Raw genomic sequence first — 16,641 nt, 5'->3', positions numbered from 1 at the left:
TATTCTACCAATTATGTCAACTTTGTTGTTGTAATAGATACCGCGCACACGAATCGGCACAATTAGCGCCGTCGGCGACAGCGGTAGAAACTTGTCTAAGCTCTTTCGTGCGCACGTCTCCAGCCGCAAAAACACCAGCAATACTAGTATTGCCCATCTCGTTTGCCACGATATAGCCGCTTTGATCTAACTCCACTTCGCCTTCTAAAAATTCTGTGTTAGGAACTGTTCCTATAGCAATAAAAACAGCGGATAGAGCCATTTCGCACACCTCGCCCCTCATGCGGTCGCGAATACGCACGCCAGATATTGCTCCATCGTTTTCTATGAATCCTTCTACAATTGTATTCCAGACAATTTCAACATTTGCAAGCTCAGCTAGCTTTGTCTTATATATAGCGGCTGCACGCATTTCGCTACGCCGCACAAATATATAAACTCGCTTACATATACGCGAAAGATAGATTGCATCAGCAGCGGCAGTATCGCCACCGCCCACAACACAAACATCTTTGCCTTTGAAGAAATTGCCATCGCAAGTTGCGCAATACGACACGCCGCTTCCCAAAAGCTTATCCTCGCCCGCTACGCCTAATTTCGCAGGTCGTGCACCGCTGGCTATTATTATTCCTTTTGCGAAAATCTTACCCGACACAAGATCGAGACGCTTCATAGAGCCAGATAAATATGCGCTAGTTACTTCATCATATATTGTTTCAACGCCAAAATGTTGCGCCTGTCCATGCATTATTTGAGATAACTCATAGCCACTTGTAGACTGATTGAATCCGGGATAGTTTTCGAGATGCTCAGTCAAAGCCATTTGTCCACCCGGAGATATATTTTCTATTAGCGCCGTACTTAAACCAGCACGCGCGGCATACATAGCGGCTGTCAAGCCGGCGGGTCCAGCGCCTATAACGGCAACATCGTAAACCTTTGTAGCGCCATTAGATTCGTCAGCCATAGCATCTCCGTCCTATACACAGGTAGCCCCGCACAAGCAGGGCTACCGACATAACATGCAAACTACAACATTTGTAATAGCTGCTGCTTAGGTACTGCGCCAACCGTTTTTGCCTTAATTTCGCCACCCTCAAAAACTATTATGGTAGGCACGCTGTTTACTTTGTAGCGTGCAGCCACATCGGGGCTTTGGTCGATATCTAACTTATATACATCAACTTTCCCCTCAAGTTCACCGGAAAGTTCATCTATAACAGGAGCAAGCCTTTTGCACGGTCCACACCAAGTAGCAAAAAAGTCAACCAACACGGGTCGCTCCGCTTTTAAAACCAATGAATCGAAATCAGCAGAACCGATAATATGACTCATAATTAACACCCTTCTTTCGCAAACTGCCTATTTTACTAACTACTATTATTGCGTTATGAACATCAATACTAACCGAGAAACAAAGATGTGTAACCATATCGCAAAAATTCGTCAGCATATTGCACATTCTTTAAAGCGCAAGCCATATTATTGCGCTATTCTTTTCCGGTACCAAATTGCACGAAACTTGGTGTGGAGAGTATAAGAGCGGTAGAAAATGGAACAAACGGAACTTGTTACCTTATTGGCTATATCAATATGCGCTTTCATATGCCCTATTGCATCTGCAGCTATACCTAAAAAACTAATCCCCGAAACGGTGTTTCTACTTATCGCCGGCATGATTGTAGGACCGCACGTCTTAGGAATCGCACAGATTGGCGATGCCATTACGTTGCTTTCCGACTTAGGTCTTGGTTTTTTGTTCCTTTTAGCAGGCTACGAAATAAATCCAAAAGAAATCACAGGCAAGGGTGGACGGAACGCCTTTTTCACATGGCTTGTAACGTTTGGCATAGCTGTAGCCATAATTATTTTTATTCCCAGTTTTCATAGCAACGAATTTGGATGGCTAGCCGTTGTAATAGCGCTAACTACAACCGCATTCGGAACGCTAGTTCCCATATTAAAAGAGCGCAACCTAATGCAGACAAATATTGGGAAACTTATTCTGGAGTACGGAACATGGGGAGAAATATGCCCCATTCTTGCTATAGCATTTATCTTATCTACACGATCTACTTGGGTTACTGTTTTAGTTCTAGTCGTTTTTGCAGCTATTGCCATTGCAATGGCTGTTATACCGGCTAACATACGTCAAAAAAGCGAAGCGTTTGTGAAACTTATGTCCGACCACGCCGAAACAAATGCACAACTTACAGTTCGCGCAGTTATGATATTGCTTATTGGATTAGTTGCACTTTCAGCCATATTCGATTTAGATATTGTACTGGGCGCTTTTGCCGCAGGGTTTGCACTACGATTTATACTGCCTGCGGGCAACAACAGCCTAGAGCATAAATTAAATGGGATAGGCTATGGCTTTTTCATTCCGCTATTCTTCATAGTCAGCGGTGCAAAAATTGACCCAAGTGCCGTAGGAGAACATCCTCTTATTCTGATTCTGTTTATAGTTATGTTGCTGCTTATACGCGGTATGCCTATCTTTGTTTCTTTATCAATACGACAAGACACGAAAAACCTAGATACACGCAGCCGGGCAACAGTAGCAATTTATTGCACTACCGCATTGCCTCTTATAGTAGCTGTAACCAATGTGGCTGTGGGTGCAGGTGCTATGACAACAGACACCGCATCTCTTTTGGTGGCAGCAGGTGGCATTACCGTTTTGATAATGCCACTACTAGCATCTCTTACACTGTACGCTATAGACAAGAACAGCAGCCCTACGAGCAAAAAGCAGAATTAGAGCGCTGCATCGCGTATAACATCTAGGAATTTCGTGCGCGCCCATGCGCCTTGGTCGCCCTCAGACCTATCGCGAACAGACACTGTGTGCTCTTCAATTTCCTTGTCGCCCATTATGACCATGTAAGGAATCTTTTGCTGTTGAGCCTTTGCAATTTTTACTTTCATAGGCTCGTTTTGATCGTATAGCTCTACACGACCGCCAAGAGCAGTTATCTCACCTGCAAATTCTGCTGCCGCTTCTTTATGCCTATCAGCAATAGGAATAACAGCCGCCTGAACAGGTGCAAGCCAAAGCGGTAAAGCTCCTGCATAGTGCTCTATCAATATACCCAAGAAGCGCTCAATTGATCCGAAAATTGCACGATGCAGCATCCATGGACGCTGCTCGGTGTTATCAGCTGCTCTATAAGTTAAATCAAAGCGCTCGGGAAGATTAAAATCTATCTGAACCGTAGAACACTGCCATGTACGACCAATAGCATCTTTCACCTTGATATCAATCTTGGGTCCATAGAAAGCGCCATCGCCTTCGTTTATGTCATAGGTTAAGTTCTTTATCTCGCATGCTTTTCGCAGAGATTCGGTCGCATGATCCCACATATCATCAGAGCCGATCGACTTCTCTGGGCGAGTAGATATTTCTGCCTCATATTCAAAGCCAAAGGTCGTCATTATATGATCTACCAAATCGAGAATAGAGCACACTTCATCAACAACCTGATCGCGCGTACAGAAAATATGCGCATCGTCTTGCGTGAAGCCGCGGGCACGCAACAGACCGTGCACAACGCCGCTCATTTCATGGCGATACACAGTACCGAATTCAAAATAACGAAGGGGCAAATCGCGATATGAATGCAATTCGCTCTTGTACAGCATTACATGCCCCGGACAATTCATCGGCTTTACGCCATATTCACTTAGGCGAGGTTCTTCATCGGTACCTTCGTTAATGTTGAAGAAATACATGTTCTCGCCGTAAAAATCGTAGTGACCGCTCATCTTCCATACATCGGCATTGTAGATATGTGGAGTAATAACTTCTTCATACCCTCGCGCATACAAATCGCGACGCAACCATTCCTGCATAGTGCGTATAACGCGCGCACCTTTAGGAAGATATAGCGGAAGACCAACACCAGCTAGCGGATCCATTGTGTATATTCCCAGTTCACGCCCTAGCTTACGGTGGTCACGCTTCTCCGCCTCCTCTAGGCGAACTAAATATTCGTCCAAATCTTTCTTCTTGAAGAAAGCTGTGCCATAGATGCGTGTTAACATCTCGCGATTCGAATCACCTTTCCAATACGCACCAGCCGTCTTCATTAATTTAAACGCGCCAATCTTTCCAGCAGAAGGCATATGCGGACCGCTACACAAATCAACAAAATTTCCGTGGCGGTAAACAATTATTTCCTCGTCAGCCGGCAGATCGGCAATATGCTCTAGCTTCAATCGCTGATCGGCAAAAATGGCTTCAGCTTCGCTGCGGCTAACCACTTCACGAACAAATGGCTCATCACGTTTTATTATCTCTGCCATTTTTTCTTCTATGGCTGCAAAGTCGTCAGTAGATATCGGATGCGACAGTTCAAAATCGTAGAAAAAACCATCTTCAGTTTGTGGACCAAACCCAATCTGTGCACCCGGAAATAGAATTTGCACAGCCTCAGCCATCACATGTGCAGCCGAGTGGCGCATTATTCCCAATGCCTCTGGAGACTTTTCAGTAATTATCTCAACGGTTGAACCCGGCACAACCACAGAATTAAGATCGGCGAAAACCCCATCTATCTTGCCGGCAAGAGCTGCACGAGTAAGCCCTGCACCAATTGACGATGCAACGTCTAAAACCGTGGACTCTTCTTCTAGCTCTTTTGTAGAGCCATCAGGTAAATTGACTATCATATGCTACCTCTATTATCTGAAACTTATTTATCACTAGACGATGAACGATTGCGCGAAGATGGCGATGTAGCGTTTCTCCTGCGCCGTGGTGTTCGCGTAGAACTAGAACTCGACTGCGACGATCTAGCGCCTCCAACTGGAGTGGCGCAGTATGGGCATATTGTCCAAGCTGGATCGAGTGCATGATTGCAATGCGAACACAAGTTTTTCAACTGCGTATGACAATTCGGGCAGATAACGTATTCCGCCTCGACCGGATACCCACACGTAGCACACTCGCCATATTTGAGAAGCTGGCGCTGTTTCAAAGCCACTTCTAGCTCTTGTTCATCTCGATCGATCTGAAGCATAGGAGGCCGCATTAAGCAATATGCTATTAGACCAACGATGGGCACAAGAGCTACTATTCCCCAAACATACCAAGTAACTCCACGCATGTAAGCATCGCGCACTACCCACACAATGGATAGAACATAAAGCACAATCAACAACACAATTACAACAGTAAATGCCGTTTGCATTTGCGGTGACCATAGCTGCGCGAATAATTCGCTCATTCTACTCCCCCCATTAATTTTGCGGCACGAAGCCGCACTACGCTAACTACTTGTAGCGCGTTAGAGATTATAGCAAACATATGTATTTCGCCTAGCCGCCTCAAGCAATGTCCTTTAACTGTGCATTTAACTTATCGATAACATCTTCCAACTCATTAAGATGATTACGATCTTTCTCTATTATTTCTGGAGCAGCCTTCTTCAAAAAGCCTTCATTTGAAAGCTTGCGACGCAACTTCTCTGCATCGGCTTCGGTTTTATCCAATTCTTTTTTAACGCGTTTGCATTCGGCGTCGAAATCTACATGCCCAGTAAGTACTGTATAAATCTCCAAATCGGAAGATAGAGTAGCTGAAGATTCGCTAGGCTTGACAACGTCAGAACCCACTATAAGTTCTTCGCAGCGTCCAAGCGACTCTATCGACATGCGCTGACCTTCTATAAGTGCACAATCTTCATCGGCAGCTTTCACATACACCTTAAGCTCTGTTTTAGGTGACAAGCCGTAACGAGCACGCGCAGATCGGACGGCACCAACAATATTACAAACCAACTGCACAGCCCGCTCGGCATCCGCATCTGCATACTTTGCCAACAAAGAAGCATCGGGCCATTCCGACACAATAAGCATAGGTGCAGCAGAAGCGTGCGGAATTTCCTTGTATATTTCTTCAGTAATAAACGGCATAACCGGATGAAGCAGCCTTATAGCCTGTTCTAGCACAAACACCAAATTCCGCTGACACGCCAACTTATCCGCCGGATCGGATTGGTCTGTCAATCGACTCTTTGAAAACTCTATATACCAATCGCAAAACTCATTCCAGAAAAAGCCATATAGCTCACGTGTCATTTCGCCAAATTCGAAAGCGTCATAGGCATCATCAACCGCTTTTGCCAAATGCGCCAACCTAGAAAGTATCCACTTATCAGCAGCTTTTACTGGTTCCGGTTCGCCGGGCACAAAACCATCCATATGCATCAAGACAAACCTAGCAGCATTGCGAACCTTATTAGCAAAGTTTCTAGCGCCTTCAATTTTTTGGCGATCGAAGCGCATAGCCTGCGCACCCGTTACTTGCGTAAGCAGACCAAATCGCATGCCATCGGCACCATAGTCTGCCATTAGCTCTACAGGATCTACGCCGTTTCCACGCGATTTACTCATAGGTTTGCCATCGGCACCCATAACTGTAGGATGGATAATTACATGCTGGAACGGAATCTTGCCTGTACAGTATTCCGAAGCCATTACCATACGAGCCACCCACAGACCCATTATGTCTCTAGCAGTAGAAAGAACCTGCGTTGGGTAATACTTTTGAAGCTCTGGAGAATCGTTACCCATATCTCCCCAGCCCTGCGTGGCAAATGGCCATAGCTGCGACGAAAACCACGTATCAAGCACATCTTCATCTTGGCGAACAGGCGCACCACATTCGGGACACACCTCTATATCATCGACACTTGCAGCTTTCCAACCGCACTTGTCGCAATAAAACATCGGAATGCGATGCCCCCACCACAATTGCCTAGAAATGCACCAATCCTTCAAATTTTCGAGCCAATCAAGATAAACCTGCAACCAGCGTGCGGGGTGGAATTGAATTTGACCACTTTCAACCGCTTTCGCAGCCGGAGCCTTCAGTTTATCCACCGCCACAAACCACTGTTCGGAAAGCCAAGGCTCTAACTTATTGTGGCATCTATAACAATGCATAACAGAATGGTCATGTTCTTCTATATGGTCGAGTAAACCCAACTGCTCAAATGCGTCCACAACAGCGGCGCGCGCTTCGTCGCGATCCATGCCGCTAAACTTTCCAAAGCCTTCAACAACATGCGCTGTTTCGTCAAAAATATTAATGCGCTCAAGCCCTGCTCGCTCACCCATCGCAAAGTCATTCGGATCATGCGCAGGGGTGGTCTTCACAGCACCAGTACCAAAACTGCTATCTACATAAAAATCGGCAAAAATGGGAATTTTGCGACCAACTATGGGAAGGTCAACCGTCTTTCCAATCAAATCTTTATAGCGCTCATCTTTCGGATTAACAGCAACACCTGTGTCTCCCAGCATAGTTTCGGGACGCGTAGTAGCCACCACAAGATACTCAATATCGCCAACAGGTTCGCTTAGTGGATAGCGTAAATACCAAAGACTGCCATGCTCGTCTTCATATTCAGCCTCATCATCGGCAATAGCGGTCGTGCAACTAGGACACCAATTCACTATACGTTTACCGCGATAAATAATGCCATCGTTGTACCAATCAACAAAAAGCTTGCGAACCGCACGGCTAAATTCAGGACTCATTGTAAATTGCTCATGCTCATAATCGCAGCTGCAACCCATAGAGGCTATCTGATTCACAATAGTGGTGCCGTATTCTAAGCGCCATTCTTGGCAAGCCTCAATGAATGCTTCACGACCTATTTCGCGGCGATTAATACCCTGTTCAGCTAAGTGTTTATCTACTTTAGTCTGCGTAGCAATGCCGGCATGGTCGGTACCAAGAATCCACCGGGTCTGCATTCCTTGCATACGCGCACGTCGAATACACGCATCTTGAATAGTGTCGTTTAAGGCGTGACCCATATGTAGCACACCAGTAACATTTGGTGGCGGAATTACTATCGTATAGCTCTGGTTAGCCATTTCGCCGAAACCGGCACTACGCAAAAAATATCCCGCATCGCGCCATGCTTCGAAAATGGGTCTTTCACGCTCTGAAAAGCCCTCTTTAGATGCAAGTCCAGCGTCCGACATGCTTAATACTCCTAGTCCAATTCGTCGTCTATTTTCAATTCCCCAACTTTTTCTATACGGGGGAATGTGTCGCCCACAATATCGCTTTTCTTCACATTGACGCGCGTTTTGCCATCCACTTCGGGAAGATCGTACATTACATCGTTTAGCACTCTCTCGCATATGCTGCGCAATCCACGAGCGCCAGTGCCGTGCTCTACCGCTTCTTTTGCTATTGCCTCCAAAGCATCAGGCTCTATAGTCAGCTTCGAATCCTCATATTCAAACATACGTCCATATTGCTTCACTAAAGCATTTTTCGGTTCAGTAAGAACGCGCACTAAGTCTTCTTCTGTCAGTTCATCTAAAGAAGTTATAACCGGTATGCGTCCGACAAATTCAGGAATCATTCCATATTTATTGAGATCTTCCGGAAGCACCTGTGCCAAAAGTTCAGCTTCTGCTTGCTTTTTTGACTGCGGCACTTCAGAGGCAAAGCCAAGACCGCTCTTGCCCACGCGCTGTCCAACTATGTCAGACAAACCGACAAAAGCACCACCCAATATGAACAAAATATTGTCAGTATTGATAGGGATAAGTTCTTGCTGAGGATGCTTGCGTCCTCCCTGCGGCGGCACACTAGCATCGCAACCCTCCATAATTTTTAGAAGCGCTTGCTGCACGCCTTCGCCAGAAACATCGCGCGTAATAGACAGGTTTTCAGCTTTACGAGCTATTTTGTCTATCTCGTCAATATAGACAATGCCTATTTCAGCGCGTGGAATATCAAAATCTGCTGCTGTTATAAGTTTCAGCAATATGTTTTCAACATCTTCGCCAACATACCCCGCTTCAGTTAGCGTAGTGGCATCGGCTATGGCAAACGGCACCTTCAACGTGCGAGCCAGCGTTTGGGCAAGAAGTGTTTTTCCGGAACCAGTAGGTCCTAAAAGCATTATGTTGCTCTTAGCTATTTCAACATCATCAGCATCGGATTCTAAATCCATGGTGATGCGCTTGTAATGATTGTAGACAGCAACAGAAAGTGCCCGTTTAGCTGCCTCTTGACCCACCACATGCTCAGATAAACGCGCATGTATCTCGTGCGGCGTAGGCAAGTCTCCTAAAAGCTCCGCCGGACTCAAAGTTGGCTCTGCGCCTTCTTCATAGATACCATCTTCGCCAACCTCAATGCGTACCCCCTGCTCAGCATGAGCACCACGCACGGCAGCATCATCCACATCAGTACCCCAGTGCCGCGCCGATAGCCCAATGTCAGCCATCATGGCATCCGCACAAACCCCAATGCACTCATCGCATATACATATCCCATTTGGAGCGCTTATCATTGACCGCACTTCACTTGCTTCCTTGCCGCAAAAAGCGCAGTACATTGGATTGCCGTTGTTGTAGTCACCCTTGTAATTCTTACCAGACATCTTCCTCGCTCTATTCTAAAGTGTGGGCACTCATTCAAACTAGCCTATTATAAAAAAGCTTGCGCCGGTTTTGCCCGACGCAAGCTAATGAACCGGATTTTGTCGCCCTTATTGACCGTGATGGAAAATAATTTCGTCAACAAGACCATAATCCTTAGCCTGTTCTGCAGTCATGTAATTATCGCGCTCAGTATCTTTTTGTATGGTTTCCATATCTTGACCGGTATTTTCAGACAGAATCTTATTCAAGCGCTTACGCGTTTTCAACATGAAATCAGCCACAATTGCAATTTCAGTTTGCTGACCCTGTGCGCCGCCTAAAGGTTGATGGATTAAAACCATGGAATTCGGCAGACAGAAGCGCTTACCTTTTGTGCCGGACGACAATAATACAGCCGCCATAGATGCACACTCGCCAATACATATAGTAGATACGTCACACTTAATGAAATTCATCGTATCTAAAATACCTAGTCCGGCGGTAACGCTGCCACCCGGAGAATTGATGTACAGACTAATATCCTTATCAGGATCAACGCTTTCCAGATGTAGCATTTGCGCTACAACTGAATTTGCAACATGATCGTCAATCTGCTCACCCAAAAAGATGATACGATCATTCAATAATCTTGAGTAGATATCGTAGCTGCGCTCTCCGCGAGGCGACTGCTCGATAACATACGGAATTAGCGCATTATTTACTCTCTCAATAGCCATTTTTTCTCACTTTCGGATCGCGTTCGTTTTCTCGCCCTACATTATACCGAAGGCTAAAAAACGCCTGCGCATTTCCTCCATATATGAGCCAAGCCGATCCTATTCTGTGCTCTCTTCATCTGTGGTTTGCGCTTCGGCATTGGCACTTTCATCTGATTTTTCAGATTCCTTCTTGGCAGCTTCGGCTTCTTGTGCGCGCTTAGCAAAGTCAACCTCAACTACCTTAGCGCCATCCATTATGTTTTCCATAGCTTTAGAACGAACAAGTTCTTCGCGAATCAGATATAAACGACCACTGTCTCGCCATTCTTTTTCAAGGTCTTTCGCGCCTTCGCCTGCCGCTACTTCAAACTCATGACTTACATCTTCATCGGTGGCTTCTATTCCAGCATGACGCGCCCAAGCATCCAAAGCCATATCGCGCTTAACTTCATCTTCCGCCTGACGCTTAACATCTTCCTTAAATTGGTCAGAATCTATACCTTGCTGCATAAGGTAGGAATCAAAACTTGCACCAGAGCGCTGCAGCTGCGTGAAGAAATCTTGCAGAAGTTGCGATTCTTTCTGCTCTGCCATACCTTCCGGAACGTCTGCATCCACGCGCTCAATCAGTTTAAGCACGCACGCATTTTCTTTAAGGCGCGGCAGCATTGCCTCTTTCTGATCTTCAATAGACTGAGCAACTTGCTTCTTCATATCGTCTAGGCTTTCGAAGCCCATTGTTTCTTTAGCCCACTGTTCAGTAGCTTCTTCTTGTTGGTAATGTGCTAGCAGCTGCTTCATCTGCTCTTCTATCTCTGCTTCGCTAGCACCGCTTTGCGGAAGCTCTATCTCCAAAGCATCGTAAGACGTAAGTTCTATCTCGGGGCGCACAGGCAAAGTGAAATCGAACGTAAAATCGCTACCTTGCACTATCATTTCGTCAGATTTTCCGAAATCGGGCTGACCGGCAGGATAAAGTTTTTCTTCTTCTATTATTTGCGGATACGTATCATTTATTAGATTTTCGGTGGCGGTAGCCATTACCGCTTCACGACCAAGCGCATTATCAACAACCGGACGAGGCGCTTTACCCTTACGAAATCCGGGGAAGTTATAACGCCTTGCAAAATCTTTGTAAGTCTTTGCAATATACGAATCTACTGTTTTGGCCTCTACGGTAGCACTAACAGATACTTTATTGTCTTTTTGTGAATTTACTGTTATCTGCACGGGTATTCCCTTTCATAATTAGATTAGTATTAACACGATTTGCTATGGTATCATATTAAATCGTGCGCAACGGGCTTTATAGCTTACGCAAAAGTGCGGGCGTGGCGGAATTGGCAGACGCGCCAGATTTAGGTTCTGGTGGGTAATCCCCGTGAAGGTTCAAGTCCTTTCGCCCGCACCATTCAAACATTGTTATTCACAATGCTCACATAGTTCTAGTTTCTGCCAAAAAATACGAGCAGTTACCGTGTCTTCTCACCACATCACCCCAATCTGCGTTACAAACAGCCAGTAAATCTAACTTTTGCATACATTAGGGGTAGAATACGAGCATTGTTCAACCTGGGAGGGATGTTAGATGGACACTGAGAACAAAACTACACAAACAAACCAGCCGGAGAAGAAGCGAAATCTCTGGCAAAAATACACCGATATCAGCCTAATAAAACGCATAATAGTAGGTCTTATTATTGGCGTTATTTTGGCACTATTAATACCAACCGATGCGCCAGAATGGGCTTTAGGCATAGGTGAGATAATCTCACTTCTGGGCAATTTATTTGTAGCCGCATTGCGTGCGGTTGCCCCTATACTTGTTTTCTTCTTGGTTATAAGCGCACTAACCACAGCAAAAACAGCTGGCTCAATGAAAACTGTTATTGTGCTTTATATTATAAGCACGCTTGTAGCAGCGTTTGTTGCGGTTATTGGCAGCTTCATCTTCCCGATGGAACTCACCCTAAATGTTGCAGAGCAAGTTGAACAAACCTCGCCATCCGGAATAGGGGAAGTTCTATCAACCATTCTTATGAACATTTGCGCAAATCCAGTAGATGCGCTTGCAAACGCAAACTTCATAGGCATACTTACTTGGGCTATAGTGCTAGGAATTGCCCTGCGTGCAGCTAGTCCCAATGTTAAAGAAGTATTCCAAGCCATATCCGATGCTGTTTCTATTGCTGTGCGTTGGGTAATCAACTTGGCACCGTTTGGCATTATGGGTCTTGTTTATACATCCGTATCAACCAGCGGACTTGATATATTTGTCGAATACGGGCAGCTTATACTGCTTCTTGTAGGTTGCATGCTGTTTATCGCCTTTGTTACAAATCCAATAATTGTGGCTATATGTACGAAACACAATCCCTACCCACTCGTACTGCGCTGCCTTAAAGATTCCGGAATAACAGCGTTCTTTACACGTAGTTCGGCGGCAAACATACCCATCAATATGGAGCTGTGCCGTAAATTAGGACTTAACAAAGACAACTATTCTGTATCTATTCCGCTTGGTGCAACAATAAACATGGCAGGTGCCGCTGTAACCATTACCGTTATGACCATGGCAGCAGCTCATACGGTAGGTCTATCGGTTGACCCAATAACAGCTGGAATCCTTTGCGTATTGGCAGCCGTTAGCGCATGTGGAGCATCTGGCGTTGCTGGCGGATCTCTTTTGCTAATTCCTCTTGCATGTTCATTGTTTGGAATAGATACAACTGTCGCGATGGAAGTTGTAGCCATTGGCTTCATAATTGGCGTAGTGCAAGATTCGTGCGAAACAGCCCTGAATTCATCCTCTGACGTACTATTTACTGCCACAGCTGAATACAGACAGCTTCAAAAAGAGGGCAAAGAGTTCCACCTTGGAAAGGATGCGTTTTCACTAAGCGAATTAGATTAGGAGAAACACATGTCTAAACTAGATTCAGGTATTAGCCGCGAAGCCGCTTTCGAGCTTCTATCCCAGCACAACAAAGAGGAATTTCATATAGAACACGGCAAAACCGTTGAACAGACCATGCGATATTTTGCTCGCGAATTTGACCCAGAAAATGAAGATTTCTGGGGAATCGTAGGGTTGCTACACGACTTAGATTGGGAAGAGCATGGCGACGAACCTATGATGCACACCATATACGCAGCAGATGATATTCGCGCAGCGGGCGGAAGCGAAGAGCTTATACGAGCCATACAAACACATACTTCAGACTTCAATACCGAGTTGCCCCATCCCGAACTTCAAATGGAGAAAATACTTTTCGCCACTGAAGAATTGACTGGTCTTATAGGTGCTGCTGTAATAATGCGTCCCTCAAAAAGCATTATGGATTTCAACGTAAAATCATTGAAGAAAAAGTTTAAGGATAAGCGCTTCGCCGCCGGAGTAGACAGAGATGTTATAACCAGCGGAGCTGAAATGCTAGGCTGGGAACTTGATTATTTGTTCGCACGCACAATAGAGGCTATGCAGTCTTTTGCTCCCGACCGCGATACATTCCAAGCTACTGAATAGAAGAATAACCTGCATCTGGTAATAAACATAATTACAACAAGCGACAAACAGCGACAAACCCCGGCTTTAAGTTATAAGCCGGGGTTTGTTTTTCTTCGAATGCCAGTAACCATATTTAGGTCCAAAGCCCAACATGAATGCAACGGTAACAACAAGTGCTGCAAGTTCGGCAACACTAACTGAAAGCCATATACCATCAATGCCCAAAACCATCGGCAAAAATATAACCGCAGATGTCTCGAACACAAGTGTGCGCAAAAACGATATAGCCGCCGACACAACGCCATTGTTTAATGCTGTAAAGAAGGATGATCCATACATGCTAAAACCCATCAACAAAAACGCGATGGCATATATGCGGAACCCGTGCACAGTAAAATCTCGCAATTCGGCATCGTAGCCAACAAATACGTCAACTATAAGCCCCGCAAGCAACTGCCCAGCCACAAACATTAAAACGCCGCCAACTCCAGTGTATATTAGCCCCTTTTTCAACAGGCTTTTCATCTCTATTTTGTTTTTGGCACCATATTGATAACTCATCAATGGTGCCGAGCCCATATCGAATCCCATAAATATTGCGGCAAAGATTAGTACAACATAGGCTATAACACCATAAGCCGCCACGCCGTTCTCGCCAGCAACTTGCATAAGCTGAAAGTTATACAGCATAGAAACTATCGACATCGCTATGCTTGTCATCATCTCGGATAAACCGTTAACGCATGTTTTACCCAACGCTCGCGGCATAAAACTTGTCTTCCCCAAGCGCAAAAAGCTTTTATTCTTTCGAAAGAAATATATCAGCGGTATACCACCACCGAGAATTTCCGATACATTGGTAGCCATTGCCGCGCCAGCTACACCCCAATCAAGCAGACCGACAAACACTACGTCTAAAATCATGTTTGCACAGCCAGCTATAACAATAACGATCAGACCAAATGTGGGCTTACCAGCAGTAACGCAGAAACTTTGGAATACGTATTGCAAAACATAGCACGGTAGCGAGATCATAATAATGCGCCCGTAAAGCACGCACATCCCAACCATATCGTCATTTGCACCAAGGAAATAAGCTATGGGTTCAAGCGTAATTATTCCCACTATCGCAAGAATGAATCCAAGAACTATGGCTGTATACACAATAAGCGAGAAATACCTATTCGCCAGCTCATCTCTGCCTTCTCCGCGAGTTTTCGCCACTAACGCGCTGCCACCCGTGCCAAACATAAACCCAACAGTTGATAAAATCATTATTGGAGGCATTATTAGGTTTACAGCAGCGAAAGCGGTTTTGCCCGCAAAATTAGATACACATAGCCCGTCAACTATTCCATACAGCGACGTAAATACGAACATAACTATAGAGGGCAATGTGAACTTAAGCAGCTCTACCCAATTAAAATGCTTATCCATAGATACAGGCATATCAATACACACCTAAACGCTATAAGTTCTGTAAAGTTGTTTTGCTAATAGCCTAACCAACTAAGCAAACCCACACAACCATCTGCGATATCGGAATATGTTTCCTCAAAATTACCTGTATACCACGGGTCGGCAACGTCTCTGTTGTTTCCCGCAAATTCCATCATCTTGTGAAGCTTATTCTGGGTATCTTTGCCAAATATGCGCTCCATACTGCGCATATTTGCGCTGTCCATGCCAATAATAACGTCAAAATAATTGTAGTCTTTAGGTGTTATTTGTCGCGCGGTTTTCCCTTTACAACTTATTCCTTCACGCTTTAGTATTTTCACGGTTCCCGAATGCGGCGAGTTGCCTATTTCGTCAGTTGTTGTAGCCGCCGATTCAATATGAAAGCACTCCGACAAGCCCCTTTTAGAAACCATATCTTTGAAAAGAAACTCAGCCATGGGAGAGCGGCAAATATTGCCGTGACAGACAAACAGTATTTTGATAGGCATCCTGTTCTTCATAAATTAAACTCCATGTATTCTTGCATTCATTCAAAACAACAACCGACTGCATAGCTTAAATCAATGTTCATAATAAACACCATTATTAAACATGCAGTAAATACACTGAAAAAATTTAGTAAAAAGGGCTGCGTGAAATCTAATTATTAGGTATCAAAATCAGAGTAATACATCCTATCTATATCGCTATCATAAACAGCTATTGAAAAGTTAAATGAGGATCTGTCTAACAATTCAGAATCATCACTACTATTTGCGCTGTCGGAATGTCTGTCATAAAAATAGTAGTAGCCGTTTTCAATCTCTGGAATTTTTGCTTTTCCGGCTAAATTATAATCATAGGTCATTCCATCTTTTTCTCCACCATGCATGATAAGTTTAAGGTTTTCAGACAGAGGAAGTTCCGTCCAGCCACTCAAATTTTCCAATGCCTTGTTCTTATTTTTCGAACAGTCCAAGATAAGATAGTACGACCCATCTCCATGAAAGCCGCCGTGAGTATCGGCTTCTTCTTCAATGATAAAATCCTTTTTACTAAACCCAAAATATTCTGAACTTTCGTTCTGCCCAGAGCAAGCTACCAAATTTAGCATGATAAGCAACCCCACCATAAGTAAAAATGCTTTCTTCAATACTTAACCCTCTCAGCCACTTCCCCGATGTTGAGCTATTTTTCTACTACTATCATTATGCTCTATTTTTGGGTTATCAAAGGGTTATTGGATACGCGCGCAAAAAGGCATATAGGCAGAAAAGTGTGTAAAAATTCATGCTGTTTTCCCTGTTCAGATACCAAATAGATGCCTCTGAAGTCGATACCGCTCGACTTTCATATAGGCAAAAGTGTGTAGGATTCTCACTTGACATCCCTGTTCAGGCAAGCTTTTTCTAAGAAAAAGTCAGTTATGGACAGGGGTGAGCGGTGTTTACTAGAAAATGTGCAATCTGTGGCGGCAAGATGAAGAAAAAGGATTTACAAGCCGGAAGGCAGAGGTGGAGATGCACCTTGTGCGGAGGCTCTAGCGTTAGGAGAAACGACACCACCGCAAGATAG

14 protein-coding genes and 1 tRNA gene are annotated in these 16,641 nt (G+C 44.7%); 4 read left to right on the top strand and 11 right to left on the bottom strand.

All coding sequences use genetic code 11. The features are described 5' to 3' along the window. Positions 1–16 precede the first annotated feature (16 nt). Together trxB and trxA are read right to left on the bottom strand one after the other, a co-directional pair. The gene (gene trxB / locus G7Y37_RS00075; protein ID WP_165059953.1) at positions 17–967 is read right to left on the bottom strand and encodes a thioredoxin-disulfide reductase; all 951 of its coding nucleotides are present in this window, start codon (positions 965–967) and stop codon (positions 17–19) included. Positions 968–1,029: 62 nt separating this feature from the next. Then, positions 1,030–1,335: a thioredoxin gene (gene trxA, locus G7Y37_RS00070; RefSeq protein ID WP_165059950.1), complete on the bottom strand. Its 306-nt coding sequence runs from the start codon at positions 1,333–1,335 to the stop codon at positions 1,030–1,032. Between the two features lie 217 nt (positions 1,336–1,552). Between trxA and G7Y37_RS00065 the strand changes: the two genes are divergently transcribed. After that, positions 1,553–2,764 carry a cation:proton antiporter gene (locus tag G7Y37_RS00065; protein WP_165059947.1) on the top strand — a complete coding sequence of 404 codons (1,212 nt, stop codon included), beginning with the start codon at positions 1,553–1,555 and terminating at the stop codon, positions 2,762–2,764. On the opposite strand, the gene thrS is transcribed toward G7Y37_RS00065, so the two are convergent. From thrS to G7Y37_RS00035, 6 genes are all read right to left on the bottom strand, one after another. Then, positions 2,761–4,674 (bottom strand): threonine--tRNA ligase, encoded by a 1,914-nt coding sequence (gene thrS, locus G7Y37_RS00060; RefSeq protein WP_165059944.1) that lies wholly within the window; start codon positions 4,672–4,674, stop codon positions 2,761–2,763. The two genes, G7Y37_RS00065 and thrS, sit on opposite strands and share 4 nt — an antisense overlap. A 23-nt stretch (positions 4,675–4,697) precedes the next feature. Continuing rightward, a complete protein-coding gene (locus G7Y37_RS00055) occupies positions 4,698–5,231 on the bottom strand; it encodes a zinc ribbon domain-containing protein (protein ID WP_165059941.1) in 534 nt (177 codons plus the stop codon). 100 nt (positions 5,232–5,331) lie between these two features. Then, the gene (locus tag G7Y37_RS00050) at positions 5,332–8,001 is read right to left on the bottom strand and encodes a valine--tRNA ligase (RefSeq protein WP_165059938.1); all 2,670 of its coding nucleotides are present in this window, start codon (positions 7,999–8,001) and stop codon (positions 5,332–5,334) included. Positions 8,002–8,012: 11 nt separating this feature from the next. Next, on the bottom strand, positions 8,013–9,419 hold the full coding sequence (gene clpX, locus G7Y37_RS00045; protein WP_165059919.1) for an ATP-dependent Clp protease ATP-binding subunit ClpX: 1,407 nt from the start codon (positions 9,417–9,419) through the stop codon (positions 8,013–8,015). A 108-nt stretch (positions 9,420–9,527) separates the two neighbouring features. Beyond that, a complete protein-coding gene (clpP, locus tag G7Y37_RS00040) occupies positions 9,528–10,136 on the bottom strand; it encodes an ATP-dependent Clp endopeptidase proteolytic subunit ClpP (protein ID WP_165059916.1) in 609 nt (202 codons plus the stop codon). A gap of 99 nt (positions 10,137–10,235) precedes the next feature. Further along, on the bottom strand, positions 10,236–11,348 hold the full coding sequence (locus G7Y37_RS00035) for a trigger factor (RefSeq protein WP_165059913.1): 1,113 nt from the start codon (positions 11,346–11,348) through the stop codon (positions 10,236–10,238). A gap of 95 nt (positions 11,349–11,443) precedes the next feature. Here G7Y37_RS00035 and G7Y37_RS00030 point away from each other — a divergent pair. From G7Y37_RS00030 to G7Y37_RS00020, 3 genes are all read left to right on the top strand, one after another. Next, positions 11,444–11,529, top strand: a tRNA-Leu gene (locus tag G7Y37_RS00030). Between the two features lie 177 nt (positions 11,530–11,706). Further along, positions 11,707–13,032: a serine/threonine transporter SstT gene (sstT, locus tag G7Y37_RS00025; protein ID WP_165059910.1), complete on the top strand. Its 1,326-nt coding sequence runs from the start codon at positions 11,707–11,709 to the stop codon at positions 13,030–13,032. Positions 13,033–13,041: 9 nt separating this feature from the next. Next, a complete protein-coding gene (locus G7Y37_RS00020) occupies positions 13,042–13,644 on the top strand; it encodes an HD domain-containing protein (protein WP_165059907.1) in 603 nt (200 codons plus the stop codon). Positions 13,645–13,710: 66 nt separating this feature from the next. Here the strand turns inward: G7Y37_RS00020 and G7Y37_RS00015 are convergent, their stop codons facing one another. From G7Y37_RS00015 to G7Y37_RS00005, 3 genes are all read right to left on the bottom strand, one after another. Then, on the bottom strand, positions 13,711–15,075 hold the full coding sequence (locus tag G7Y37_RS00015; protein ID WP_165059904.1) for an MATE family efflux transporter: 1,365 nt from the start codon (positions 15,073–15,075) through the stop codon (positions 13,711–13,713). Positions 15,076–15,119: 44 nt separating this feature from the next. After that, positions 15,120–15,587, bottom strand: a complete 468-nt coding sequence (locus G7Y37_RS00010; protein ID WP_241155924.1) for a low molecular weight phosphotyrosine protein phosphatase — start codon at positions 15,585–15,587, stop codon at positions 15,120–15,122. 146 nt (positions 15,588–15,733) lie between these two features. Then, a complete protein-coding gene (locus G7Y37_RS00005) occupies positions 15,734–16,219 on the bottom strand; it encodes a hypothetical protein (protein ID WP_206214047.1) in 486 nt (161 codons plus the stop codon). Positions 16,220–16,641 lie beyond the last annotated feature (422 nt).

It is taken from the genome of Adlercreutzia sp. ZJ154 (assembly GCF_011039055.1).
Lineage (GTDB): Bacteria > Actinomycetota > Coriobacteriia > Coriobacteriales > Eggerthellaceae > Adlercreutzia_A.
The sequence above is the reverse complement of the archived record's forward strand: the minus strand, read 5'-3'. Positions and strand labels throughout refer to the sequence as shown.

Bases quoted from the DNA above. Each gene is read 5' to 3' on its own strand.
- trxB (WP_165059953.1), bottom strand. From the start codon at position 967: ATGGCTGACGAATCTAATGGCGCTACAAAGGTTTACGATGTTGCCGTT.
- trxA (WP_165059950.1), bottom strand. From the start codon at position 1,335: ATGAGTCATATTATCGGTTCTGCTGATTTCGATTCATTGGTTTTAAAA.
- G7Y37_RS00065 (WP_165059947.1), top strand. From the start codon at position 1,553: ATGGAACAAACGGAACTTGTTACCTTATTGGCTATATCAATATGCGCT.
- thrS (WP_165059944.1), bottom strand. From the start codon at position 4,674: ATGATAGTCAATTTACCTGATGGCTCTACAAAAGAGCTAGAAGAAGAG.
- G7Y37_RS00055 (WP_165059941.1), bottom strand. From the start codon at position 5,231: ATGAGCGAATTATTCGCGCAGCTATGGTCACCGCAAATGCAAACGGCA.
- G7Y37_RS00050 (WP_165059938.1), bottom strand. From the start codon at position 8,001: ATGTCGGACGCTGGACTTGCATCTAAAGAGGGCTTTTCAGAGCGTGAA.
- clpX (WP_165059919.1), bottom strand. From the start codon at position 9,419: ATGTCTGGTAAGAATTACAAGGGTGACTACAACAACGGCAATCCAATG.
- clpP (WP_165059916.1), bottom strand. From the start codon at position 10,136: ATGGCTATTGAGAGAGTAAATAATGCGCTAATTCCGTATGTTATCGAG.
- sstT (WP_165059910.1), top strand. From the start codon at position 11,707: ATGGACACTGAGAACAAAACTACACAAACAAACCAGCCGGAGAAGAAG.
- G7Y37_RS00020 (WP_165059907.1), top strand. From the start codon at position 13,042: ATGTCTAAACTAGATTCAGGTATTAGCCGCGAAGCCGCTTTCGAGCTT.
- G7Y37_RS00015 (WP_165059904.1), bottom strand. From the start codon at position 15,075: ATGCCTGTATCTATGGATAAGCATTTTAATTGGGTAGAGCTGCTTAAG.
- G7Y37_RS00010 (WP_241155924.1), bottom strand. From the start codon at position 15,587: ATGAAGAACAGGATGCCTATCAAAATACTGTTTGTCTGTCACGGCAAT.